We start from the raw sequence: 23,784 nt of genomic DNA on the forward strand, positions 1-23,784 counted from the left end.
CTAATTTGGAGGAACTCTTTATGAGTAATGGCACACTTACACGAAAACTGGGTTTTTGGTCTGCTCTGGCTATTGCTGTTGGAACTACAATAGGGTCGGGTATTTTTGTCTCATCCGGTGATGTTGCAAAGGCTGCGGGTACTCCTTCCATTTCCATTCTAGCCTGGATAATAGGCGGGGTGATTGCCATTCCGCAAGTAATGGTGCTGGCGGAGTTATCGACAGCATACCCCCAAAATGGAAGCGGTTACGTTTATTTAAATAAAGCTGGGTGGAGGCCTCTGGCATTTTTATATGGATGGGCCACTTTCTGGGCGTTGGATCCTCCATCCATATCGATTATGGCTTTAGCGATCGTTTCTTATTTAGCAACCTTTTTCCCATTTTTCTCTGGGGTCGCCGGGAAATTATTGGGTATTGCGATCATCCTGCTCATCACATCGATTCATTATCGAAGTGTGAAAGAAGGAGGTCTTTTCCAAGTCATTATCACGGCTATCAAGATCATTCCTTTCCTGATTGTCATTGTCTTGGGAATTATGTACATGAACCCTGATAACTTTGCTTATACACCAGGACCAGGTGCCCAAAAGTCAAGTTTAATAGGTGGTGTATCCGCAACCACATGGGCATATACGGGAATGGCTGCGATTTGTTTCATGGCTGGGGAGTTCAAAAATCCAGGGAAAATACTTCCACGAGCTCTTATTAGTTCGGTATTCATCGTGTTGGCTTTATATACGCTGCTAGCCATTTGTGTCATCGGCTTGATGCCATTTGATGAATTAATCAACTCCAATGCGGCTGTTTCCGAAGCTGTAAAATATATTCCGGGATTATCGGATATTGCATCATCATTCGTGGCCATTACGGCGATTATTGTTATCTTGGGTTCGCTGAGCTCTTGCATAATGTTTCAGCCCCGCCTTGAGTACGCAATGGCAAAGGACGGACTATTCTTTCAACGTTTTGCAAGAGTTCATCCTAAATATGAAACTCCAAGTTTCTCTATCATCGTTCAGGTTACGTATGCATGTATACTTGTGTGCTTCAGTAATTTAACTGTGTTACTTGGCTATTTCACACTGATTCAATTGGTAATTAACATCCTGGACTTTGCCGCTGTTTATAAATGCCGTAAAAGGGATGATTATAATCCAATCTATCGTATGCCAATGTGGAGGTTAACGACGGTTTTAGCTATTCTTGGAGCATCATGGCTGGCCTGGGGAACATTTACTTGGGCGCCTATTCAAGGAGTGATTGCAGCGCTGATCGTTATCGTAACAGGTCTGCCGGTATACTATTATTGGGAAAGGAAATATGGATCAAAGAAAAATAACGACAGCGATATCGTGGCTTAGCAGAATGATAAGGGAAGTTAGGCCTTCTTTTGATAAACCAAAAAAATTTTAAAATAAAACAATTGTGCAAATTATTATGTTTAGATATAATACAAGGCATAACAAATAAACAGGGATAAGGGAGGAAGCTGTTAATGCTAAAGTTTGATGAGGAGTTATTTCTAAATCTTGTAGAAAAAGAGGGCCTTGCTTTTAGAGGCCAGATTGAAGAAATCGTAGATGGAATCACAAAAAGGGGCTACAGGAATATTTTCCTTATCGGTGCTGGTGGCACCATAGCCATGATGTATCCATATGAATACATTTTAAAATCAAATTCTACCATTGATGTCCATGCAGAAATTGCTGCTGAGTTCATGGTGATGAATCATAAGCATTTCAGCAAAGATTCAGTCTGCATTTTTACATCTGTATCCGGGACTACTCAAGAAACAGTTGCAGCGGCTGAATATTGTAAAGAAAAAGGCGCCACTACAATCGCTTTAGTTGCAGAGCCAAATACTCCGTTAACACAAATTGCGGATTACTGTATAACGACTGGTTCTGAAACGCACTCTTTTGATACTTTCTTTATGCTTTTGTACATGGTCGTCTTCCGTTTCATGCATAACAACAATGAATTCCCGCAATATGAACAATTCACGAAGGAGGTTTCTCTACTTCCGCGTGCAATTCTAGATGCCGTTAAATCTTTTGACAAAAAAGCAGAGGAGTTTGCCATTACACATAAAGACACGGATTACCACATGATGGTCGGTTCTGGTAACCTATGGGGAAACACTTATTCATATGCCATGTGCATTTTAGAGGAAATGCAATGGATTCAAGCGAAATCCATCCACGCTGCTGAGTTTTTCCATGGTACGCTTGAACTTGTTGTTGAAGATACAAGTGTTATTTTATTAAAAGGGGAAGATGAAACTAGACCGCTGATGGACCGTGTAGAGAGATTTGTAGAAAAAATCTCCAAAAATATAACGGTTATTGATACCAAAAGCTTTGAAATGGAAGGCATCAGCGAAGAATTCAGAAAGCACTTTTCAGTTAGCATCAACTGGTCAGTATTAAGTCGAATCAGCGTATACCTTGAGCGTGAAAGAAATCATCCATTAACACTTAGAAGATACTATCGCCAAATGGAATATTAAGATAAGTGGAGCACTACTTAGTAGTGCTCTTAAGTTTCAAGAAAGCGGGGGAAAATGATGAGAACGGTTACAGTCGGAGATAACTGTATGGATGTTTATCAAAAGAGCGGGGAGGTCTATCCTGGGGGTAATCCTTTAAATGTGGCTGTCTATTTAAGAGGGTTAGGTGCTGACTCTGCTTATATCGGCTGGGTGGGATCCGATCAATACAGTGAAAAAATGGTGAAGGCGATACAGGAAAAAGGTGTTGATATTTCTCATCTTTCGCGGAAAGAAGGAAAAACAGCTGTTACTTTTGTTGAAATGGTAGGAAATGACCGCAGGTTTGGAGAATACGATGAAGGTGTCATGAAACATTTCCGCTTAACGACGGAAGAACTCCATTACATTCAAACATACCAGCTCATACATTCAGGGATTTGGGGACATGCGGATAAGTACTATTCCTTATTTAAAGAAAATGGAATGCTCACGTCTTTTGATTTCTCAGATCAGCTAGATCACGATCTAGTGAAGACTTTACCGCAGTTTGTTGATTATCCTTTTTTCTCTTATACGAAGGATGATGCTTTTATCCGCCAATTTTTAAAGGATGTAAAAAATCAAGGATCTAAAATTGCGGTCGCCACTTTAGGTGAAAATGGTTCACTTGCCTATGACGGCATTCAATTTTATCAATGCGGTGTCGTTGAAGCGAATGTGGTGGATACAATGGGTGCGGGGGATTCCTTCATTTCCGGTTTTATTTATGGATTATTGAAAGGCCAATCTATCGAAAATTGCTTAGAATTGGGCACAGAGTCTGCTGCGAAAACCATTAGCTATTTCGGTGCGTGGTGACTGGGACTGTAAATCATGTATAATAGGTAGTAAATAATAAATTTTGACGGATAAGGATGAATCTAATATGAATTTAAATCCTTCAACCCCCCAGCCACTATATATGCAAATAAGGCAAATGTTGAAGAATGATATTCAGAACGGTAAATACAAACCAGATGAACAAATCCCAACCGAAGCAGAGCTTTGTGAAACTTATAACGTTAGCCGGATCACCATTCGAAAAGCAATCGAGGAATTGGTGAAGGAAGGAACATTGACACGTATTCCGCGCAGGGGTACCTTTGTTGCATCTAATAAGTTTCATAATGAGTTGTTATCCATAAGTGGATTCTCAGAGTTTAGTCATCAGCTTGGGAAGATACCGAATTCCCGGATTTTAAGAAGTGAGGTCATAGCCGCACCAAAAGATGTTGCAGGTCATCTCCTCATTGAAGAAGGAAGCCCCGTTCTCGAACTAGAGCGACTCATGTATGTAGATGAGCGTCCGCTTTTCTACGATACCGCTCATTATTCGTTACTTCGTTTTCCGGATTTGGAAAAGAAGATTGCAAGGGATGAATCAACTTATAAGATCCTATTGGAAGATTACCATACCGAAATAGTCAGTAACGATAAAATTATAGACGTGATTGGTGCTACAAAAATCCATGCTAAATATTTAGAATGCGATATTGGCGCAAATTTATTTAGAATAGTGAAGATTGCTTTCGATGCAAACGACCAGCCTGTGCACCTCTCAACGTTCATGTGTGAAACCAACAAGGTCAATCTGACTGTTCATCGGGCAAAATAGGTCATGCCATTAATTTGGCATGACCTATTTAAACATCTAGTTTTGATTTTCCTCATCCAAACTTTCTTCTTTGATCATCGCATTTAAAATATCCTTACAATTAAAACATAAGATATTCTTGTTATCTAAAAGAATACCGTTCAGAAAACCAGCCGTACAATACACATCATGTGCACAGCGAACACAAGAGCCAACTAGTTCATCCATCGATACATCCCCCTATTCAGGAAATGGTATATAGTTTGGTGTTCTATTTTGTATAAAGGTAAAGGCCAAAATCTTGCATAACGGAAGTGTGCCCCATTTGCCGTAACATGGTAGCTATATTGCCACGATGATATGATCCGTGAGTGACAACGTGTAATACCGATTCGGAAATGGTAGTTTCAAGCGACCCAGCATATGGGTTATCCACAACCATTACCTTTTCCATATCCACTGTACTCAGAAGTGCTTTGTTTCTTTCGTACAAGTCCATAAATGTTTTTTTCATTTCCTCAATACTTTTCTTTTCGACCTCTTCTTTTAATTCACTAGAAGATGCCATTGCTTCATCCATACTTATACCAGAGATAATATCAAACCACGCGTAATCTGTGAGATAAATGTGAGACAACACTTTTGATACCGACGAAAAACCACTCTGAATTTCCTTATGGTAAACGTGTTCTGGAAGTTCATTTAACCGATCGATGATGACTCCATTTGCCCATGCGTGATAGTTATACATTTCTAATACTGGCTCGGGGTGATTCATTAAAAAACCTCCATATACACTAGTTTTTTCGGATTGGACTATTTATGCAGTAAGAACAAAGTATTCAGGTTTATTCAATGCAGTATATTCATTAATATGCTGTTCTATAATTTATATAACAATTCCTCCTTATGATTCTACGGGTATATGTGCTCCTTAAATGTAATACATATAAAATAAGAGGTTTTGAGATAATAAGAACATTCAGGTCATAAAATGAATAATAGTGGAGCATCACATATAGGCATTTTTTCTTGCAGGAAAATAGCTCCCTATATCGAACTGATAGTAAAGGAGATGGTAATATGAATCTGAGGATCAAATATAGGCTTTATATCCATGTAGACGGAAAACTTATTCCAGAACAGTATGACCGATACGAGATACTAAACGTCAGAGAAGGTATAGATCCAAATGATACTAAGGATTACCAAGAGCTTACTAAAAAATTGAGTAAGTCGATTAATCGGCCTTTAAATGAATTTGAAATAAAAAACTATGAAACAATGTAAGTGCATCCTTTAGGGGATTTGATCGGTCTATTTAAATATGGTCAATCTGGTCGAAGAAGCTATCGATAAGATGAAAACAAGTGCTGCACCAGTGCCTGTCATTCTCGTGGGGGGCGGAAGCATCCTCTTACCTGAGGAATTAAAAGGTGCATCTGAAGTCATACGCCCATTACATTCATGTGTAGCAAATGCCATTGGGTCGGCTATCTCCCAGGTTAGCGGGCAGATTGAAAAAGTATATGCACTAGCGGAAATAGGAAGGGAAGCGGCATTGGAACAGGCCAAGGAAATAGCGATGTCAGAAGCGATCAGTGCTGGAGCCGATCCTCAAACGCTTGTTATTGTCGACATAGAAGATGTACCTTTAGCATATATGCCTGGGAATGCAACCCGTATTCGTGTGAAAGCCGCTGGTGATTTAGCCCAGTCTTCATTGAATGAACTGGTGTAGTCGAGGCAGGGGGGAAGGAGCTTTTCATTGTGCGGAGGAAGCTTCCCTTAGTTAAATAAGTGGAAAAAGAAAAGCGCTAAGGATAGTGGAATTGACGAATTATTGTACGAAAGTTTAATGGGATTTCTACAAGAAAAGGTAAAAAAGGGCTTCTTCAGCTAATGCACTAGGTATAGTGCTCGGAACAGTAATTGGGCTTTTGAAAGAAGAATTCCAGATCATATGAAATAAACGGTGATGGTTGTAATTGTTGTGGCTGTTATAATTCATAGTCTCGACATGGCTTTGAAGATTAAAGACTTTTATATTGTTATTGTCAGTTTAGTAGTGTGCGCTATAATTGGGGAATGGATGAGGCATAAAAACTCCGCCCAGAACAATTATTATATAGCCACATTGATAATTCTATCTGTTTAATAAGTTCTATGTAAAACTCTCTTGTATCAAGAGAGTTTTTTTTCATGAAAATTTATTTAGCTAATATGGATTTTTGTTAACGGCGAGCTAAAAAGAAGGGGAAAAGGGTGATATGTTTTAAATAAAAGTTTTTCACATTCTCTTTTATAGACTTGCTTTTACTTGGTCTTGTTTGCGGATTGTTGTTAATGCTTATGAAGATAAAAGCTGATGAGTAGGAGAAATTAGAGCTGATTTACAAAATCTTAACATTTGGTTTATGTGGAATTAATGTTTACTGATTATGATTAAACCGTAATAAACAGTAATAAACATTAAAGATCCCACACTAAATGGAGGCACTTTTTATGAATCGCACATTCAAGAAGAATTGTTACAAGTCTATTCAAGCTTTGATGTTAGGGGTGAGTGTACTGGGATTAGCTGCTTGTGGAGCTACTAATGAGGAGGCTGCTCCAGTGGTTAAGGATCCAAGTTCGTTAACCTTGAAAGAAATTGAAACAAAGGCAAAAGAAGAGGGGACCATTAATAGTGTCGGTATGCCTGATTCATGGGCTAACTGGGGCGAAACTTGGAATGAAGTGATGAAAAAATATACATTGGAACACAATGATACAGATTTGTCCAGTGCCGAAGAGATTGCCAAAATGGAATCTGAAGGAGAGAATGCAACAGCCGATATCGGCGATGTAGGGATGTCCTTTGGGCCAATCGCGGAACAAAAAGAATTAACGATGCCATATAAAACTTCCTATTGGGACGAGGTACCTGAGTGGGCAAAAGATGACAATGGAGATTGGGTTGTTGGCTACCAAGGAACGATTGCATTCTTTACTAATAAAGAATTAGTAGATAACCCGCCTAAATCTTGGGATGACATATTAAAAGGGGATTATAAAGTAACAGTTGGAGATGTTCAGCGTGGTACACAGAATCAAATGGCCGTACTTGCTGCCGCTATCGCTAACGGTGGTGATGAAACAAATCTCCAACCAGGAATTGACTATTTTGCTAAGCTTGCCAAGCAAGGCCGCCTTAGCTTGACTGATGCCAAGCCGGCTAACATCGAAAAAGGGGAAGTGGAAGTTGCACTTGTTTGGGATTTCAATGCTCTTGGTTACGCTGACCAAATTAACCGCGATCAATTTGAAGTGACCATTCCAAGTGAAGGTTCAGTCGTAAGCGGCTACGCAACCATTATTAACAAATTTGCAAAGCATCCGCATGCGGCGATGGCAACTAGAGAATATATCTTAAGCGATGAAGGACAAATTAATTTAGCTAAAGGGTTTGCCCGTCCAATTCGCGATGTAGAACTTCCGAAAGAAGTAGCTGAAAAAATGGTTCCAGAAGAACAGTACAAAAATGCAAAACCAATTGAAGATTACAAAGCTTGGGAAGAAACGGCTAAAAATTTACCTCAGATTTGGCAAGAAGAGGTGTTAGTCCATGTCAAATAAAGTAATAGCAATTGTTGTTGATGGTATGAGATACGATAAAGCATGCGAAGCGCTGGGATTTATTCAGCATTTAGTCGAAACGAATCAAGCGTCACTTTACAAAGTTAAGTCGGAGCTTCCAAGTCTTTCCCGTCCATTATATGAAGTGTTGTTAACAGGTACGCCGGCTTCAATGAATGGGATTACGTCCAATCAAGCCGTTCGTTTATCTACTGAGAAAAGTCTCTTTCATCTTACGAAAGAAAACGGGTTAAGAAACGGAACAGTGTCCTATTACTGGGTAAGTGAACTTTATAATCGTGCGCCATTCCATTTTATTGAAGACCGTGAGCAAGAAGATGAATCCAATCCAATTCAATACGGAAAATTTTATTGGGACGATGACTATCCAGATAGCCATGTGTTAATGGATGCAGAAGCTTTACGCAGAAAGTATGACCCTCACTTTTTATATATTCATCCGCTCGGTGTAGATGTAAAAGGAGAAATTTTTGGCTCGGAATCAAAAGAATATCGTGAGCAAATCCTAAAAATGGGAAGCTTGTTGGCACAACTATTGCCAATTTGGATCAAAGAAGGTTACCACATATTAATTACATCGGATCATGGCATGAGTGAATATGGCAACCATGGCGGCATAACTGATGGTGAACGTGATGTACCGCTCTTTATCATTAGTCCAAAAGTTGAGCCTGGCATTTATGGTGAAGTGGTTCCGCAATTAGCTTTTGCACCGCTCGTTTGTGAACTATTAAATATTGAGCCGTCCGATAAAATGATTTCATATCAATTTCCAGGTCTGAAAGGAAAAGTCACCCTGTAAAAACATTAAATGATGATTCAAGATTGACTGGAATTGGTTTAACGAATGTAGTTAGACCAATTCCCAAATTGTTAGAGAACATAGAGGAGCGAGAAGTCTTGCGAAAAATAAAAAAACAAAAAATTTACTTATTAGCTCTTTTACTGCCATTTATTATGTTTGTGATTGGATTTGAGATAGGACCATTAGTGGCAATGATTAAAAATAGTTTTTATGCAGATGATGGAATTCAAGTTACGATTGATCAATACTTAACCATATTCAAAAGTGAATTTTACTTACAAGCCATTAAAAATAGCCTGGTCATTTCCTTGTTTTCTGCTATAACTTCTGTGATTGTAGCAGTCATTGCAGCCTATTCGTTTACAAAGTTCTCTCAAAAAATACAAAACCGACTACTGATGGTTACCAATATGACTTCGAACTTTGAAGGGATTCCCCTTTCATTTTCATATATTATCTTACTTGGAAACAATGGGTTGTTTACGTTGCTATTTGCCAAGATTGGTTGGGACCTGTTTGCAGATTTTAATTTATATTCCTGGACAGGCCTCATTCTTGTTTATATTTATTTTCAAATTCCACTTGCCGTTATGCTCATTTACCCGTCTTATCAAGGAATTAGGCAACAATGGAAAGAAGCATCTTCATTATTAGGAGGGTCAACATTTTCATTTTGGCTTCGGATAGGGGTTCCAGTTCTTTTACCTAGTATTGTAGGTACATTCAGTATTTTGTTTGCTAATGCGATGGGAGCCTACGCAACAGCCTATGCATTGGTGGGCAGCAACTATAACATATTGTCATTGCAAATTGCTTCTCTAGTTGCTAGTGATGTTGCATTAAAGCCGCAGCTAGGTAGTGCATTGGGAGTCCTTCTAGCAACGACCATGATAGGGGCGATGTGGTTCAATGAACGAATGATGCGTAGAGTTAGGAGGGATTTACGATGAAGTCTTCATTGACATTTCATAAATTGTTTGTTGGATTACTAGTTATATATTTATTAATTCCCCTTGTAGGAACACTTTTATTCTCGATTGCTGGTAAATGGGATCATACGATTTTACCTGAGAGTTATACGCTGAAATGGTATATTGAATTGTTTCAAGATGAACGGTTTTATGATGCTTTCCGACGAACACTGTTTTTAATTGTCATGTCTGTAGGTCTTAGTGTTGTTATTATGCTTCCGACAATTTTTATTATCACGGTATATTTCAGTAAATGGGAAGGATTGCTCCAAGCCGCAGCCATGCTTCCTTATGGAGTTCCTCCGATTGTTGGAGCCGTAGGATTAATCAAGCTATATTCTGCTGGACCGATTCAAATTGCCGGAACACCTTGGATTTTAATTGGTGCTTATTTCATAACCATTCTACCATTTATGTATCAAGGAATTCGTAACAGCCTTCGTACGCTTAATGCTGTACAACTTGTTGATGCAGCTGAATTACTCGGTGCCACAAAATTCCAAGCCTTTCGTACGGTGGTGTTTCCAAATATTATATCTGGAATTTTAGTGTCTACCTTATTATCTGTCTCTCTTTTATTTAGTGAGTTTGCTTTTGCCAATTTGCTTGTCGGGGGCCGATTCGAAACCCTTCAAATTTATCTATCCGACAAACTAAACAGCAGTGGTCACTTAACAAGTGCAATTGTTATTACCTATTATTCAATGATTTTACTTTTAACGGGGACTGTATTAAAGCTTACGTTTAGAAACAAAAGAAATCCTGTCGGGTCAAAATAAGAAGCGAATTCCTTCATTTTTTTAAGAAAAATACCGTCATAAAATACTACTTTAGAAGGTGAAAACTAATGAGCTATGTAACCATCGAACAAGTGACTAAGGGATATGACAATCAATTAGTTTTAAATAATATTTCTTTAACATTAAAAAAAGGTGAATTTGCTACACTTCTTGGGCAAAGCGGGTGTGGAAAAAGTACATTATTACGTTCCATTGCGGGACTTGAAGACGTTGATGTAGGAAGAATCTTAATTGATGGAAAAGATATTACTGATTTATCACCGCGTCAGCGTGAAGTCGGTATGGTGTTTCAGTCTTATGCGCTTTTCCCGAATATGAATGTTTTTGATAATATCGCTTACGGCCTTAAAATGAAAAAGGTGAAAAATCTTAAGTCAAAAGTGAAAAATATGATTGATATGGTTGATTTAATAGGAAAAGAAGAGTCTTATCCTCATCAATTATCTGGTGGACAACAGCAGAGGGTTGCTCTTGCCCGTGCGCTTGTCATGGAGCCAAAAGTACTGCTTCTGGATGAGCCGTTAAGCGCATTAGATGCTAAAATTAGAAAAAGTTTGCAAAAAGAATTAAAGAGAATACAGAAAGAATTAGATATCACAACTATTTTTGTTACACATGATCAGGAAGAAGCAATGACGATGTCTGATCGAATTTTTGTCATGAATAAAGGACAAGTTGTTCAATCCGGTTCTCCTTCAGAAATTTATACTTCTCCAGTCAATACATTTGTTGCCAAATTTATCGGGAATTATAATGTCTGTAATATGGAAGTTTTCCGAAAACTTGTTCGTACCAAAGAATTAAAAGGGAATGAAGTTGCCATTCGTCCAGAAGTTTTACAATTAGTTTCTGTTGGTGAAGACAGCTTGGACTTACAAGGGAATTGGGGGATTAAAGGATTTATTAAAGATGTTACCATGGCAGGTAATGTTTTAAGATATGAAGTAGAAACAGAGGAGTGCGCTTTTCATGTAGACTATCTTCACCACCGTGGGGAAATGTTTGAGCAAGGAGCACGCGTTCAAATTCTTGTACCGAAGAAAGAATGCATTATGTTATAAAGTATTGATGATCTAGGGGGAGAAATATGTCTGTTTTGCCTGAAGAAAGAAAGAATGAAATTTTAAAAGAACTTAACAAAATGGGAAAAGTAAAAGTAATAGAATTAGTTGATCAATTTAATGTTTCAGAGGAAACGATTCGACGCGATTTGATGATATTAGAGGAAAAAGGACTGTTAAAGAGGGTTTACGGTGGAGCGATTAAAACAGTCTTTGAATTTGAGGAGCCTCCATTTACACAGCGTACAACGGTGAATCAAGAAGCGAAAATCAAGGTTGGGAAAAAAGCGGTGGAACTCATTTCCAATGGAGATGTGATTGCCATTGATGTAGGTACAACCATGCTTGAATTTGCCCAGTGTATTGAAAATAAAAAAGACATTACGATTTTAACCAATTCTCTTCCTGTGTCGTCTGTGTTGACCGAATTGCTCAATCAAAATAAGTTTACAGGACAAATTCTATTACTGGGAGGACAAATTGATCCAAAGCATCAATCCATATGCGGGGGTCTCACTGAACAAATGTTAAATCAATTTAATATCGATAAAGCGTTCATTTCAGCTGGCGGTGTTTCCATTCAAAGTGGTGTTAGTAATTATCATTTACGTGAAACATTAGTTTCACGCAAAATGGTCGAGGTATCAAAGCACGTCATATTGTTAACGGATTACTCTAAAATCGGTGTCGACACCTTTTGTAAAGTTTGTCCTCTAGAAAAAGTAGATGTGATTGTCTGCGAGCAGCCATTTCCAGAGGAATGGAGAAATGATTCAAAATTAGAGGAAGTCAATTGGATTCAAGCATAGCCCATAAAAGAGATGGAAGAGGGAGTACTCTCTTTTTTTGATAGCAGCAAAAAAAAAGCTAGAAAGAAAATTTAATAGATAGAATGAAAAGGAGCTATATAGCATGAGTTTCATTGCGATAGACTTAGACGGAACATTATTAAACGACCAGAATGAAATTAGTGAAGAAAATATAAAGGCGATTCAATATGCCCAAAATAGAGGCTTTGAAGTAGTTATTTCAACAGGACGGGCTTATTTTGACGTTCAAACAATATGTGAAAAAGCCGGGATATCCCCATTTGTAATCGGGACAAATGGAGCAACCATTCATTCAAAAAGCGCAAAGTGCATTTCTTCTATTACGATAACTAAAGATCGTGTTGAATCCATTCTCCAATGGTTAGATGAACGGAATTATTATTACGAAGTGTTCACTGATAAAGCCATCTATACTCTTAAAAAAGGAAGAGAACATTTCCATAACGAGATTAAAAGTTTGAAAAGCGCAGATTTGAATCCAGATATGAAAGAATTAGTTGAAATAGCGGAAAGGCAATTTGACCAGTTTGGATATGTTTTAGTTGAAAACTATCATGATATCTTAAAACAGGAGGAAGAATTCTATAACATTTTAGCATGTTCTTTTGATGAAAATAAATTAGAGGAAGCCTGGAACCAATTCAAAAAGTTTGATGAGTTGATGGTCGTTTCATCTGCTGATCATAACATTGAAATTACCAGTAAAAGAGCTTCAAAAGGAATAGCCCTTGAAAAATTGGCTTTCTTGATGAATGGCTCATTAGATAAGGCAATGGCAATCGGGGACAGCAACAATGATTTATCCATGTTCCAGAAAGTTGGATACAGCGTAGCGATGGGAAATGCAAAAGATGTCATAAAAACTGTTTGTACAACGACAACCCTTAATAATGATGAAAATGGGGTAGCTTATGCGATTTATCGATATATGGAGAACTTCGTGGTTCAAAAATAAGTGTCAATGCCAAAGGAGAGAGCGATAAAATGGCATGGATATATATCATAATGGCAGGACTTTTGGAAATTGTCTGGGTGATTGGTCTTAAATATTCACACGGATTCACCAAAATTATACCTAGTATATTTACGGTAGTTATTATAATCTTTAGTTTCTTTTTACTTTCAAAAGCTTTACATTCAATACCCTTAGGAACTGGTTACGCCATTTTCACTGGATTGGGAACGGTTGGAACTGTAGTAATTGGGATGCTTTTTTTGGGTGAGACCATTAATCCACTGAAAGTATTTTTTATGGCTTTAATGATATTGGGGATGATTGGAATAAAAGTTAATCCAGCAGAGCCTAAACAATAAAGGAAATGAACTGATATACAAGGTTAGGGGATGATTCAATGGCTTGGTTTTTTCTTATTATTGCCGGATTTGCCGAGATTGGTAGTGTTATTAGCCTGAAACGTGCAGACGGCTTTAAAAAATTGCTCCCCTCTGTAGCGTGTCTTTTTTTGGGTAGTTTAAGCTTTTATTTTCTATCCTTGTCATTAACTTCTCTTCCAGTCGGGACTGCCTATGCAATATGGACCAGTATCGGCTCAGTTGGAAGTGTTTTAGCAGGAATGATTTTCTTTAATGAACCTAGAAGTTTAAGATTAAACCTCTTCATTATGTGTATCATTGCAGGGGCTATAGGTATTAAAATGACTTCTGGACATTAATCGAAAAATACTTTTTGAAACAGCTAGATAAAATCGTAAACAAGAAAAAAGAAAATCAACAAAAAAATTAAATACTTAATTGAAGGTGGGGAAAAAATGAAAATTGGATTAGAAACAGAAAGCTATCACTTGCAATTTATTACAGGGCGAATGGATATTTTCGGTTTTATCAGAAAAACAGCTGAATTGGGATTAGACGGAGTCATGATCAATATTGTTCCATGGCCAGGGTTGTCAGGATGGGGTACATTAGAATCATTTGAACCGGAATATTTAGACAGAGTAAGAAAAGAAATTCAAAAGTATGGATTTTTCGCTGAAATAGACACAAATGGAAGTGATCCGGAACATCTAACAGAAGTCATTAAGGCAGCACATAGAATCGGAGCGGATGTGATTCGTACGTATGCATGCTTAGGAGAGTATGATCCGGAAAGATTGAAAAAAGCACCAGGAGATATAAAAAAAATTATACCACTATTGGAGAAATACAGGATAAAACTAGCTGTGGAAAATCATGAGGAAGAGTTAACAGATGAGGTTATTCAAATTATAAATGAAGTCAACAGCCCTTGGGTTAGCGCTCATTGTGATGTGGGCAACGGAATGATGGCATGGGAGGATCCGGTTGAAGCTGTAAGAAAATTAGCACCATATGCATTCACAACCCATTTTAAAGATCATATTATCATTCATGATGGCGAGGATTATAGGGTATGTGGTGTACCAGTAGGGACAGGCAATATTGATACAGAAGAATGTTTTAAAATACTGGTTGAGAAATCTACCCTAACTAGAATCAACGTTGAAATGTGTTTTCCATATGCCATCAATTTTAAGAGAGAGCATGGTGCTGGCGGAGTCTTTGCGGTTGGAGAAGGAGCTTTCAAAGTCGAACAACCTCCATATGATTTAAGTGTCATTAAACCATTGGATTACTATTATCCTCCAAAAGAACTTTTAGAACAAATGATTGAAGATCAAGAAAAAGGTACAGTACAATCGGTTAAGTATACCCTTGCTTTACGCGATAAATATTGCCGATAAATAATATGTAGAAGCAGGGGGAGGGGATAATTCTGTTCATATAATAAAAATTATTACAGCAGTACTTGCTATTGGGTTGATAGAGAGCCTCTTTTGATTGCCAACATTACTGTCACTTTGCTTTAAGAATTCCGATACACGGTTATTTAATAAGTGTCGCTTGTCTTGTTATAGTAACGTATACGTAGTTCATTATGATATTAAAAAGCCCCTCTCAATTAAGAGAGGGGCTTTTTCTTATTCTGATTTTTGACTACTTCTGCACTTTTTCACTGATTCTTTATATACTTATGATGTTTCATCCTGCCGTGCATTTTTTTGTAAAAGATCACGGATTTCCTTTAAATATTGCTCGGATGCAGGTACCGCTTCCAATACCTCTTCCTCGTTCGCTTGTTTTTTTCTAATAAGAGAATTCGCTACCTTCATAAACATGAAAATCGCGAATGAAATGATCAAGAAATCAATCACAGCTTGGACAAATTGACCGTATTGAACATCTGCTTTTCCAACTGTGATAGATAACGAAGCAAAATTGACCCCACCTAATAAAATTCCTATTAGCGGTGTGATAATATTATTTACTAGTGATGAAACGATCTTTCCAAAAGCAGCACCCATTACTACAGCTATCGCAAGATCGAGAACGTTTCCTTTGGTAATAAATTCTCTGAATTCCTTTAACATTGTAACTACACCTTTCTTTTTTCAATTGATAAAAGCATATCAGAAACATGGTGAAAATTAAATAGTGTAAGAGGCATCCTTAATACCAAAGATAGGACCATCCATCCGTTTAATCAATTAAACCCCTTAATATGATGCAATGGCGGCACTCCGATCAATGGAAAATGAACGCTATTTTCCATTCAAAAAACATTAAAGGGCCGTTATAATAGGATCTTATTATAGAAGGAGTTAAGAATGGTCATGGAACAAAGAAAAAAGTAATGCAAAGGCAGAGTGGGAACGACTAAGGCGTCAATTTTCAATGTCACGTAAGGCCGTTTTCACCAAATTGAGGAAGTGGTGAATATAAATGTATTCGTTTGGCGATAATTATAATATTGTACTACCCCCTAAGTGGTACTCCTCCATTGTTAAAAGCCCTTCTCTTAATTGAGAGGGTTTTTTGTTTTGGGATTTGTTAAATGGTTTTTCTGAATAGGAGGATTTTACGTTTCATTTGGAGAATGTTTTGACTAATGGGGGTGGATTATTTGAGACAACATTTTGAACAGGATTTATCTAGAGAGGATATTTTTAGAATGATTGTTAAGCACCTTGATGTATTTCCGTTGACTAGTCTAGAGGCTATCAGAGAAGTGATCAGGAGTTCATTAAATCAAAGAGGCTTGATAGGGGGATGACCACACAAACAGGAGCCGCTACATATAACCGGAAAATATCAGACCAGGATATCCAATTAATAAATGAGTGTATTTGTGACCTCTTAAACAGCCGCGTTATCCAACCTGGTATTAATGAAGTCAATCAGGATTTACCATGGATTTCTGTTTCTGATAAAGAGAAACTTGAAACATTGGTGAACTCCCAATCTTAACTTTTTACATATCAAAGCCCTTCTCTATATCGAGAAGGGCCAGTTTGTAGACAAAGGGGGTTCGGAATTAAAAAATTTCGAACCCCTTTTAAAATTCCCTTTGACATTTTGACCAAAGGTTAATAGATTTAGGCTCTTGGAGTCACTATGTTATGCCATTTTAGGACCTTGCCATGTCCTCGTGGCCATCTTCTTTAAAGCATCGCTTGCATCGACAATTTTTAAGTCCCTTTAAAGTTGTCCAACGTATACCTTGCTTGCCAGATATTCCGTGTCACTTCTTTTTGGTGGTCTTTGCTTTCTGTACACCGTGATATATATATGAGCATGTTGCACAAATTTGTTTTGACGATTTGTACTCGTGATAGCCCTCATTATTTGTTGTTTGAGTACTTTAAAGTTTCGCCGAAGTGGCAAAGGTAAAAATCAATGTGTTCATCGTAAACATAGTCATGTTTGCGATAGGATCCTTCTTTTGTTCGAGGACGTGTATAGGGTAAAGCAGGTGTGATTTCTTTGTTAAATAGGTAGCTTGTAATCGTTGGTGTTTGATAAGCTGCATCTGCGGCAACTGCTCTGGTTTTCCAACTTTCTCAAACACTTGCTCAATAAGTGGCTCCAAAATATGACTGTCATGTGTATTAAGGTGTTCAATCGTTCCCAATACAAAAGGAATATTGAATGAATGTCAGTTTAACTAAAATAACTGGATCAATACTTGGGCGTCCTACCTTTGAATACATATCTTTCACCAAGTCATAAATGAAAGTGACGTCAATGGAAGCCTCAATTTTACGCACCAAATAGTTCGCCGGCACCAGTTGGTCTAAAGTAATCATTTCAAGTTGATCTCGTTAAATAGAATGATGTTTCGATAGAATCCTCATCACTACAAGTTTTAATAAATCTATTTTAAAACAAAAAAAACTGTAGACAAACTCGATATCCAGAAGGGCCAATTTTTATTTGAATATATTAATCCATAATAGCAATAATATAAAAACCTCTAATTAATTGTATGTTTCACCTGTAAGGTGGGATTCAAACATATCGATGATTTCAAGGAAGCGTTCGGCCTCACGGAAAACGTGATCAGCTAACAGTGGATGGATAATGCTCTTGATTTTGCATTCTTCGATTAAATCCCTGGCGGTTTTCTTAAAGTCCCGAAGTGATACGACGGAAACACGGTTCTGATCTAGAAATTGATCCAAAAGAGGGGCGGTTTGAGATTGCGGTTTCATGGACTCTAAGTCTACAGCTTGAAAGACTAATTGATCAAAATCATTACTGAAGTTTCGCGCCATATCCACTAGCTTTCTTTCCGATGGATCAAGGAGATGTCCGATGAATTTTGCATGATCCGCCATTATTCTTAAAAAGAAAACATTTTCCTTGATGATCGCATCTGCAAGAGGTTTCAATTTACCCTCATTTAATTCTTTTAATCGTTTCCTAAAATAATTGGCTTCCCTGCTTGTATGGTCGACTAATAGCGGGAAATTGTTCGCACCAGGCAATTTACACGTGAGTATTAATCCCAATACTTTTCTTTTAAATAAAAATATGCCTGTAGCAGCTTGCTGCACCTCCGAGTTAAATCTCCTGATCTGTTCGGGATCAGCTTGATTTGTTAATGAATGGGATTGCTGTTCTATCCGTTCAAACAAATGATAAAACTGATTAGCTTCCTCAATTAACTGTGTATCTTCACATCTGAAACCTAGTCTTAGAAATAACGAGTGTTCCTTCATTATTCTTGACCAAAAACGAATCTCATCTAAAGAGCGTGCAACAAACATTCCCGAGTTATTCCTCATATTGGTTTCCTGTGTGTTCTCATTCATAACTAATGCCCCCTTTTAACAAATCCATCATTAAAAGCATATTAACGAGGGGGCATTATTATTCTGTTCAAATTGCAAATCCTATCATTACCGATATCCTTTTAACATCTCAAACCAATGAGTTTTTTTGTTTTCTCTTATAGGAAAAATACCGTGATTCATCCATGTTCTTGAAGAAAAGCAAACCGGTATAAGCTATTTCATGCATTTTAGAGAGGAAGGAAAAAGAGGGGGGACAAAAATCCTGGACGATTTGAGTCTTATCTAAAGGCTGTTTTCACATACTTTGTTGCTATTTACCAGGTAGTGAGTTGTGGTTGATTTCCCCTCCAGATGCTCGCTTTCCGCGGGGCGGGCGGTGAGCCTCCTCGGCGTAAACGCCTGTGGGGTCTCACCTGTCCCGCTGCTCCCGCAGGAGTCTCGCACTTCCGCTCCAATCAACCTTAAATAGTTTCTTTTAAAAACAACAATCTTTACGAAAAGAGCCTATCTAAAAAACCCTTAGACTTAAATCATTCTAAGGGTTTCTACATTTAATTTATCAGTTTCAATAAGTTACAGTTGATAGTCATTTGTCACCAAGTTCGTTTATTTTTTTCGTAAGCTCATTAAACTTTTGGTCGAGTTCTTTGTACGCTTTATCGTTTGGAGTCATAAAGCTAAGCTTTCCTAAAACTTCTTGTCTTTCTGTTTCAAGCGTTAATCGAAGTTCTTCCAGATCATCTCTTTTTAAAGGTGATTCATACAATTGCTTGTGTATGCGATTATTTGAAATGACGAGTTTGCTGCTTGTCGTTTTTTCGAGAAAATATCGATCATGCGAAACGACGAGTAGCGTGCCGGTGTACTGTGCTAAGGTATCCTCAAGTTGTTCCCGTGAAGCTAAGTCCAGGTGATTTGTCGGTTCATCCAAAATGAGCACATCTTTTTCCTCTAATATATATTCCATTAACTTACATTTTACTCGCTCACCCATACTCATATTCTTAATAGGTTCTGTCCAATGAGATACCGTGAAGCCTAAATGCTTCATTAAAGTTTGAACGTGCCCTCTAGACTCGAAAGTTTCTTTATGAAATAGCTGGGCCGGTGTTAGTTCAAGTGGTAAATCAAACACTTCCTGCGTCAAATAGCCTATTTTCGCAGATGGTGAAATCCATACATCGCCCGCATAAGTTTCATGGCCAAGAATTATTTTTAATAATGTCGTCTTTCCGCTGCCGTTGGAACCTATAATGGAAAACTTCTCACCATGCTGAATCGTGAAATTGACGTTTTTAAATAGTGTGCGACCGTTAAAAGACTTAGTTAAACTCTTAACTTCCAAAAAACGTTTTCCCATCTTGTTTTTTGCATTAATTGAAAAGCGTACAGTGTATTCCGGTTCAACAGGTTCAGTTTTTGCTTTTTCAAGCTCTTTTTCAAGACGCTTTTGTTTAGACTTTACCTGTGCATCCATGCGCTTTGCTTTTACGCGATAATATTCCTTAATCCCTTCCTTTTTGGTCGATTGGGAATGGGCTTTTTTTGACCAAGTAGTGATTTCTTTCATTTGTCCCTCAATCCGTTCAACCATTTTTTGCTGTTTTTCATATTCACGTTGTTGTGTAAGTCTTTTCTGTTTGCGCACCTCCATATAACTAGAATAATTCCCTCTGTGCTCAATTAGCTTTTTATCTTCAATCGACCAAATTTTCGTTGCTACAGCATCCAAAAAATAACGATCGTGCGAAACAAAAATGATGGTACCTCCATAATTTTTAATTTGTCCTTTGAGGAATTCTAAACTATCCTCATCAAGGTGGTTCGTCGGTTCATCTAATAGTAAAAGGTCAGCATCTTTGGAAAGTCCTTTTGCTAACCGGGCTTTCAGTTTTTCTCCCCCGCTTAATAGTGGGAAGTCATGGCTTGGTACATGCATTTTATCAAGTAATTTAACTTCTGAAGGCGTCTTATCTTCTGAAGAATGGGACTCGACTTCTTGTTCAACCATAAATACTTTCACGTCTTGCTGCAGCCATTGGATTAGTCCATGTGCAGGCTCTAAATCATTGTTGATTAATTGTAACAACGTAGATTTTCCGGCACCATTTTTACCAATGATACCGATGATCTCGCCCTGTTGAACTGTAGCATTAACTTTTTCAAAAATGTTCAGGTCCAATACTTCATAACTAATATTGGTTAATTTTAAAAGTTCTTTCATATAATCCATCCCTCTCTTTAAGGGAGAATGAAAAAAATCCTCCCAGTTCATATGGAAGGATTAGTCATACCTGTGCATTATCAAATAAGAGCTATTTTCACGATAGCTCTAAAATTTATAGAAAATGGGCAGACTAATCCTATTTTGTATGATTTGAAATATGCGATTTCAAATTTTAAAAATAAGATTAGTTAATCATCGGCCACCCATCATCCCTTCTGATATTAATAAAATCAGTATAGCATAAAATAATATTTTAAAACAAAAGGAAACAGCATATTACTTTGCTTTCAATCTAAATTTAAGGCTGTTATAACATACTTTGTTGCTATTTACCAAGTAGTGAGGTGTGGTTGATTTCCCTTCCAGATGCTCGCTTTCCGCGGGGCGGGCGGTGAGCCTCCTCGGCGTAAATGCCTGTGGGGTCTCACCTGTCCCGCTGCTCCCGCAGGAGTCTCGCACTTCCGCTCCAATCAACCTTAAATAGTTTCGTTTTAAAAACAACAATCTTTACGAAAAGAGCCAAATTTAAAGATTTATAATTGTATTAACACAATCAAATATCTTATTATAAGGTGGGCAGTAGGCAACAGGACTGCATTTTTCACTTTATGATGTGTTTATAAGGGATATGTTAAAATGATAAAACATTTACCCCCATAGGGTTGTTTCCTTAAGGAGGACTTTAATATGGAATATATCAAGGGAATCGATGTTTCACATTGGCAAGGTGCTATAAATTGGGGGGAAGTTGCAAAGGCAGGCGTGAAGTTCGTTTTCATTAAAGCAACAGAGGGAACGAGTTATTCTAAGCTCTCCTATTTCAAAGAAAATGCACCACTAGCATTGGCAGCGGGATTGAAAGTCGGGGCCTATCATTATGCAAAGTTTGCAACTGTTGCAGAAGCAAAAGCTGAGGCTGCTTATTTTTTAGATTCAATCAGCTCTTTTGCTTTAAATTACCCTGTTGTTCTTGATCTTGAGGAAAATAAAAAAAAGGCAAATAAAAAAACGCTGACCGATGCCGCGATCGCTTTTTTAGAAGCCATTGAAAAAGCTGGATACACGGCTATGCTGTATACTGGTAAATACTTTCTCGAAAATACTTTAGATGAATCAAGGTTGAAGAATTTCGCTTTTTGGATTGCCAGATACAACAGGACGTTGGGACGCAGCACGGACATTTGGCAGCATTCTGATTCAGGTAAGGTAAGTGGGATCAGCACAAAGGTGGATTTGAATATAGCCTATAGGGATTTTACAAATACCATAAATACTTTTAGGACTGACGAACCCCGTGCATTGAAAACTGAAACAACCTCAACTTATACTGTAACAAAAGGCGACACACTTAGCTTCATTGCAAAAAAACATAAAACAACCGTAAACTCGCTTGTCAGTCTGAACGGAATTAAAGACCCAAACAAAATTTATATCGGTCAAAAATTAAGGCTGAAATGAGTAAAGGAATTTTTTAATACGAGGGGTATGGGTTCTTTCAAAAGGTCAAAACAAAGTAGAAGAGAGAGGGTGTGCGAGACTCCTTCGGGAAAAGCAAGTCCAGGCGAGACCCCACAGGCGCAAAGGCGCCGAGGAGGCTTCCCTGAACGCCCGCGGAAAGCGAATGCCTGGAGAGTAGATCAACATTCAAATTGTACAAAACCTTAATTTACTGTAGACAAACTGGCTCTTCTTATTAAAGAGGAGCTTATTTTAATGGATATTATATTTCTTTAAGTTCGTCTATTGCTACGTCTGATCTTTCCTCTAATGGGCCTCTTAGATGTACTGTAGCCGTTCTTCCATCTTCATTTAAATTATCAATCCAAACTGAAGTCCCATTATATCTAACCTCAATGTCAGATGAAGACGAAAGAATCTGCTTTATACGCTTAGCATCCATATAAATCCCTCCCTGTTAATTAGTCTTCCTATTATTTAGGAAAAGCCTTGATTTTATTCATTTGATTAAGGTTGTATATAAGGAACATCCGCCGTAGCTCTTTTTTAATTAAGCTTGTATGAAAAGATGGGAATTCTTAATCTTAAAATATTGAGTCAAAGGAAAGTGAATATGTTTTTGTTACGAATATTTCCCCGGTACAATTGCAGACGCCAGGAACATCACAAAACATTTTACAGAAATATCATTTAATGGCAGAATAGGAATTGAGTTGGAGCTTTTCGGAGTGCGAAGATGTAAATCCTAACTTTTCCTAATTGGAATGAAGTCTAAGCATAAAAGAATATTATAGAGCTGACGGATGCTTTACTTTAAATAGGGAGTGGCTTCGGTACCTTATTTTAATGAAGCTAATTGGACGGAAGGATTGAATAAGGAAGAAGAGAAGATGGGACAATATTGGAGGAGAAAGTGTTGTTGGGTTTGAAGTCATATACGCATTCTTATACATGCTTTTTAGGGGGGTATCATGGAACTATCGTTATTATTGGAATATGGCTGGGTGTTAATTATTCTAATTTTTTTAGAAGGTTTATTATCTGCTGATAATGCATTGGTTTTAGCCATAATGTCAAAGCATTTACCAAAAGAACAGCAAAAAAAAGCGATTAATATTGGGTTGCTTTTGGCTTTTATATTTAGGATTGGTGCAATCTTCATCATTTCGTACCTTTTCCATGTTTGGCAAGTTCAAGCAATTGGGGCTGCATATTTGATTTTCATTTCATTAAAGCATTTACTAAAAAGGGACCACGGTGACAAAGAAAAAAAAGGGAAAAGCTACCGTATGACCGTTGCGCAAATTGCATTAGCTGATATTGCTTTTGCTATTGATTCCATTTTAGCTGCTGTCGCTCTTGTGATTGCCTTGCCAGATACGCCAATGGGTGATATAGGAGGTATGGATGGGGCAAAGTTCATTGTTATTTTATTAGGGGCCATTGCAGGTTTAATCGTCATCCGGTTTGCGGCAGGATACTTCGTTAAGATACTGACGGAACGACCAAGCCTCGAAACGGCAGCCATGTTAATCGTTGGTTGGGTAGGGGTTAAGTTATTAATGCATACCCTTGCGCATCCAGCCGTGCACATTATCTCTCACGATTTTGTTGAAGGACCGATTTGGAATATAATCTTTTGGTCAGTCATGCTTCTTATCGCTATAGGCGGATGGTTTTTATCTGGAAAAACAGTGAAAAAAAGTGAAGGTGAATAAAGTATATTCTTTTGTAATAAATGAAAATTTCAAAA

Annotated in this window: 24 protein-coding genes and 2 pseudogenes; 19 read left to right on the plus strand and 7 right to left on the minus strand. The window is 37.7% G+C overall.

Translation table 11 applies throughout. The annotated features are described in order from the left end of the window. Window positions 1-20 precede the first annotated feature (20 nt). The 4 genes from MKX49_RS07500 (at window position 21) to MKX49_RS07515 (ending at window position 4,148) form a co-directional block, all read left to right on the plus strand. Complete coding sequence (locus tag MKX49_RS07500) at window positions 21-1,364, plus strand: amino acid permease (protein ID WP_340875881.1); 1,344 nt, start codon at window positions 21-23, stop codon at window positions 1,362-1,364. A gap of 134 nt (window positions 1,365-1,498) precedes the next feature. Next, window positions 1,499-2,512: an SIS domain-containing protein gene (locus tag MKX49_RS07505; protein ID WP_340875882.1), complete on the plus strand. Its 1,014-nt coding sequence runs from the start codon at window positions 1,499-1,501 to the stop codon at window positions 2,510-2,512. Between the two features lie 57 nt (window positions 2,513-2,569). Continuing rightward, window positions 2,570-3,352, plus strand: a complete 783-nt coding sequence (gene frlD, locus MKX49_RS07510; RefSeq protein ID WP_340875883.1) for a fructoselysine 6-kinase — start codon at window positions 2,570-2,572, stop codon at window positions 3,350-3,352. 67 nt (window positions 3,353-3,419) lie between these two features. Beyond that, window positions 3,420-4,148 carry a GntR family transcriptional regulator gene (locus MKX49_RS07515; RefSeq protein WP_048678490.1) on the plus strand — a complete coding sequence of 243 codons (729 nt, stop codon included), beginning with the start codon at window positions 3,420-3,422 and terminating at the stop codon, window positions 4,146-4,148. A gap of 36 nt (window positions 4,149-4,184) precedes the next feature. On the opposite strand, the gene MKX49_RS07520 is transcribed toward MKX49_RS07515, so the two are convergent. Together MKX49_RS07520 and MKX49_RS07525 are read right to left on the minus strand one after the other, a co-directional pair. Continuing rightward, on the minus strand, window positions 4,185-4,355 hold the full coding sequence (locus MKX49_RS07520; protein ID WP_340875884.1) for a hypothetical protein: 171 nt from the start codon (window positions 4,353-4,355) through the stop codon (window positions 4,185-4,187). 43 nt (window positions 4,356-4,398) lie between these two features. Further along, window positions 4,399-4,905, minus strand: a complete 507-nt coding sequence (locus tag MKX49_RS07525) for a DinB family protein (protein ID WP_283906898.1) — start codon at window positions 4,903-4,905, stop codon at window positions 4,399-4,401. Window positions 4,906-5,210: 305 nt separating this feature from the next. On the opposite strand from MKX49_RS07525, the gene MKX49_RS07530 reads away from it, so the two are divergent. The 12 genes and pseudogenes from MKX49_RS07530 (at window position 5,211) to MKX49_RS07585 (ending at window position 14,953) form a co-directional block, all read left to right on the plus strand. Further along, window positions 5,211-5,417 (plus strand): hypothetical protein, encoded by a 207-nt coding sequence (locus tag MKX49_RS07530; RefSeq protein WP_048678486.1) that lies wholly within the window; start codon window positions 5,211-5,213, stop codon window positions 5,415-5,417. Between the two features lie 25 nt (window positions 5,418-5,442). Then, window positions 5,443-5,868, plus strand: a pseudogene (locus tag MKX49_RS07535) (hydantoinase/oxoprolinase family protein); the annotation flags it as partial. 764 nt (window positions 5,869-6,632) lie between these two features. Then, window positions 6,633-7,745: an ABC transporter substrate-binding protein gene (locus MKX49_RS07540; protein WP_340875886.1), complete on the plus strand. Its 1,113-nt coding sequence runs from the start codon at window positions 6,633-6,635 to the stop codon at window positions 7,743-7,745. Beyond that, on the plus strand, window positions 7,735-8,568 hold the full coding sequence (locus tag MKX49_RS07545) for an alkaline phosphatase family protein (RefSeq protein WP_230134985.1): 834 nt from the start codon (window positions 7,735-7,737) through the stop codon (window positions 8,566-8,568). The genes MKX49_RS07540 and MKX49_RS07545 overlap by 11 nt, the downstream gene beginning before the upstream one ends. Window positions 8,569-8,591: 23 nt before the next feature. Beyond that, the gene (locus MKX49_RS07550; protein WP_340875888.1) at window positions 8,592-9,521 is read left to right on the plus strand and encodes an ABC transporter permease; all 930 of its coding nucleotides are present in this window, start codon (window positions 8,592-8,594) and stop codon (window positions 9,519-9,521) included. Next, complete coding sequence (locus MKX49_RS07555; protein WP_034313149.1) at window positions 9,518-10,321, plus strand: ABC transporter permease; 804 nt, start codon at window positions 9,518-9,520, stop codon at window positions 10,319-10,321. The genes MKX49_RS07550 and MKX49_RS07555 overlap by 4 nt, the downstream gene beginning before the upstream one ends. A gap of 68 nt (window positions 10,322-10,389) precedes the next feature. Continuing rightward, window positions 10,390-11,403: an ABC transporter ATP-binding protein gene (locus MKX49_RS07560; protein WP_048678108.1), complete on the plus strand. Its 1,014-nt coding sequence runs from the start codon at window positions 10,390-10,392 to the stop codon at window positions 11,401-11,403. A 26-nt stretch (window positions 11,404-11,429) separates the two neighbouring features. After that, a complete protein-coding gene (locus tag MKX49_RS07565) occupies window positions 11,430-12,212 on the plus strand; it encodes a DeoR/GlpR family DNA-binding transcription regulator (RefSeq protein ID WP_048678105.1) in 783 nt (260 codons plus the stop codon). 103 nt (window positions 12,213-12,315) lie between these two features. Further along, a complete protein-coding gene (locus MKX49_RS07570; RefSeq protein ID WP_095394165.1) occupies window positions 12,316-13,188 on the plus strand; it encodes a Cof-type HAD-IIB family hydrolase in 873 nt (290 codons plus the stop codon). 29 nt (window positions 13,189-13,217) lie between these two features. Continuing rightward, window positions 13,218-13,547, plus strand: a complete 330-nt coding sequence (locus MKX49_RS07575; RefSeq protein WP_048678100.1) for a DMT family transporter — start codon at window positions 13,218-13,220, stop codon at window positions 13,545-13,547. Window positions 13,548-13,585: 38 nt separating this feature from the next. Further along, the gene (locus MKX49_RS07580; protein ID WP_057276213.1) at window positions 13,586-13,906 is read left to right on the plus strand and encodes a DMT family transporter; all 321 of its coding nucleotides are present in this window, start codon (window positions 13,586-13,588) and stop codon (window positions 13,904-13,906) included. Window positions 13,907-14,002: 96 nt separating this feature from the next. After that, a complete protein-coding gene (locus MKX49_RS07585) occupies window positions 14,003-14,953 on the plus strand; it encodes a sugar phosphate isomerase/epimerase family protein (RefSeq protein ID WP_340875891.1) in 951 nt (316 codons plus the stop codon). A 288-nt stretch (window positions 14,954-15,241) separates the two neighbouring features. Here the strand turns inward: MKX49_RS07585 and mscL are convergent, their stop codons facing one another. After that, window positions 15,242-15,640 carry a large conductance mechanosensitive channel protein MscL gene (gene mscL / locus MKX49_RS07590; RefSeq protein ID WP_072272777.1) on the minus strand — a complete coding sequence of 133 codons (399 nt, stop codon included), beginning with the start codon at window positions 15,638-15,640 and terminating at the stop codon, window positions 15,242-15,244. A gap of 679 nt (window positions 15,641-16,319) precedes the next feature. Here mscL and MKX49_RS07595 point away from each other — a divergent pair. Then, on the plus strand, window positions 16,320-16,517 hold the full coding sequence (locus tag MKX49_RS07595; protein WP_340875892.1) for a hypothetical protein: 198 nt from the start codon (window positions 16,320-16,322) through the stop codon (window positions 16,515-16,517). Between the two features lie 662 nt (window positions 16,518-17,179). Here MKX49_RS07595 and MKX49_RS28375 read toward each other — a convergent pair. The 3 genes and pseudogenes from MKX49_RS28375 to abc-f form a co-directional block, all read right to left on the minus strand. Beyond that, window positions 17,180-17,356 (minus strand): annotated as a pseudogene (locus MKX49_RS28375) (IS5/IS1182 family transposase); the annotation flags it as partial. A gap of 171 nt (window positions 17,357-17,527) precedes the next feature. Then, the gene (locus MKX49_RS07605; RefSeq protein WP_323599244.1) at window positions 17,528-18,364 is read right to left on the minus strand and encodes a DUF2935 domain-containing protein; all 837 of its coding nucleotides are present in this window, start codon (window positions 18,362-18,364) and stop codon (window positions 17,528-17,530) included. Between the two features lie 568 nt (window positions 18,365-18,932). Then, window positions 18,933-20,570, minus strand: a complete 1,638-nt coding sequence (gene abc-f, locus MKX49_RS07610; RefSeq protein ID WP_340875893.1) for a ribosomal protection-like ABC-F family protein — start codon at window positions 20,568-20,570, stop codon at window positions 18,933-18,935. A 690-nt stretch (window positions 20,571-21,260) separates the two neighbouring features. Here abc-f and MKX49_RS07615 point away from each other — a divergent pair. Beyond that, the gene (locus MKX49_RS07615) at window positions 21,261-22,031 is read left to right on the plus strand and encodes a GH25 family lysozyme (RefSeq protein ID WP_340875894.1); all 771 of its coding nucleotides are present in this window, start codon (window positions 21,261-21,263) and stop codon (window positions 22,029-22,031) included. Window positions 22,032-22,293: 262 nt separating this feature from the next. On the opposite strand, the gene MKX49_RS07620 is transcribed toward MKX49_RS07615, so the two are convergent. Further along, on the minus strand, window positions 22,294-22,473 hold the full coding sequence (locus MKX49_RS07620; RefSeq protein ID WP_048679567.1) for an H-type small acid-soluble spore protein: 180 nt from the start codon (window positions 22,471-22,473) through the stop codon (window positions 22,294-22,296). A gap of 529 nt (window positions 22,474-23,002) precedes the next feature. Here MKX49_RS07620 and MKX49_RS07625 point away from each other — a divergent pair. Beyond that, complete coding sequence (locus MKX49_RS07625; RefSeq protein ID WP_323598750.1) at window positions 23,003-23,749, plus strand: TerC family protein; 747 nt, start codon at window positions 23,003-23,005, stop codon at window positions 23,747-23,749. Window positions 23,750-23,784: the final 35 nt, after the last annotated feature.

The sequence above is a fragment of the Peribacillus sp. FSL M8-0224 genome (genome assembly GCF_038003055.1).
Taxonomy (GTDB): Bacteria; Bacillota; Bacilli; order Bacillales; family DSM-1321; genus Peribacillus; species Peribacillus frigoritolerans.

Coding starts and splice junctions, on each gene's coding strand:
- MKX49_RS07500 (WP_340875881.1), top strand. CDS start 21: ATGAGTAATGGCACACTTACACGAAAACTGGGTTTTTGGTCTGCTCTG.
- MKX49_RS07505 (WP_340875882.1), top strand. CDS start 1,499: ATGCTAAAGTTTGATGAGGAGTTATTTCTAAATCTTGTAGAAAAAGAG.
- frlD (WP_340875883.1), top strand. CDS start 2,570: ATGAGAACGGTTACAGTCGGAGATAACTGTATGGATGTTTATCAAAAG.
- MKX49_RS07515 (WP_048678490.1), top strand. CDS start 3,420: ATGAATTTAAATCCTTCAACCCCCCAGCCACTATATATGCAAATAAGG.
- MKX49_RS07520 (WP_340875884.1), bottom strand. CDS start 4,355: ATGGATGAACTAGTTGGCTCTTGTGTTCGCTGTGCACATGATGTGTAT.
- MKX49_RS07525 (WP_283906898.1), bottom strand. CDS start 4,905: ATGAATCACCCCGAGCCAGTATTAGAAATGTATAACTATCACGCATGG.
- MKX49_RS07530 (WP_048678486.1), top strand. CDS start 5,211: ATGAATCTGAGGATCAAATATAGGCTTTATATCCATGTAGACGGAAAA.
- MKX49_RS07540 (WP_340875886.1), top strand. CDS start 6,633: ATGAATCGCACATTCAAGAAGAATTGTTACAAGTCTATTCAAGCTTTG.
- MKX49_RS07545 (WP_230134985.1), top strand. CDS start 7,735: ATGTCAAATAAAGTAATAGCAATTGTTGTTGATGGTATGAGATACGAT.
- MKX49_RS07555 (WP_034313149.1), top strand. CDS start 9,518: ATGAAGTCTTCATTGACATTTCATAAATTGTTTGTTGGATTACTAGTT.
- MKX49_RS07560 (WP_048678108.1), top strand. CDS start 10,390: ATGAGCTATGTAACCATCGAACAAGTGACTAAGGGATATGACAATCAA.
- MKX49_RS07565 (WP_048678105.1), top strand. CDS start 11,430: ATGTCTGTTTTGCCTGAAGAAAGAAAGAATGAAATTTTAAAAGAACTT.
- MKX49_RS07570 (WP_095394165.1), top strand. CDS start 12,316: ATGAGTTTCATTGCGATAGACTTAGACGGAACATTATTAAACGACCAG.
- MKX49_RS07575 (WP_048678100.1), top strand. CDS start 13,218: ATGGCATGGATATATATCATAATGGCAGGACTTTTGGAAATTGTCTGG.
- MKX49_RS07580 (WP_057276213.1), top strand. CDS start 13,586: ATGGCTTGGTTTTTTCTTATTATTGCCGGATTTGCCGAGATTGGTAGT.
- MKX49_RS07585 (WP_340875891.1), top strand. CDS start 14,003: ATGAAAATTGGATTAGAAACAGAAAGCTATCACTTGCAATTTATTACA.
- mscL (WP_072272777.1), bottom strand. CDS start 15,640: ATGTTAAAGGAATTCAGAGAATTTATTACCAAAGGAAACGTTCTCGAT.
- MKX49_RS07595 (WP_340875892.1), top strand. CDS start 16,320: ATGACCACACAAACAGGAGCCGCTACATATAACCGGAAAATATCAGAC.
- MKX49_RS07605 (WP_323599244.1), bottom strand. CDS start 18,364: ATGAATGAGAACACACAGGAAACCAATATGAGGAATAACTCGGGAATG.
- abc-f (WP_340875893.1), bottom strand. CDS start 20,570: ATGAAAGAACTTTTAAAATTAACCAATATTAGTTATGAAGTATTGGAC.
- MKX49_RS07615 (WP_340875894.1), top strand. CDS start 21,261: ATGGAATATATCAAGGGAATCGATGTTTCACATTGGCAAGGTGCTATA.
- MKX49_RS07620 (WP_048679567.1), bottom strand. CDS start 22,473: ATGGATGCTAAGCGTATAAAGCAGATTCTTTCGTCTTCATCTGACATT.
- MKX49_RS07625 (WP_323598750.1), top strand. CDS start 23,003: ATGGAACTATCGTTATTATTGGAATATGGCTGGGTGTTAATTATTCTA.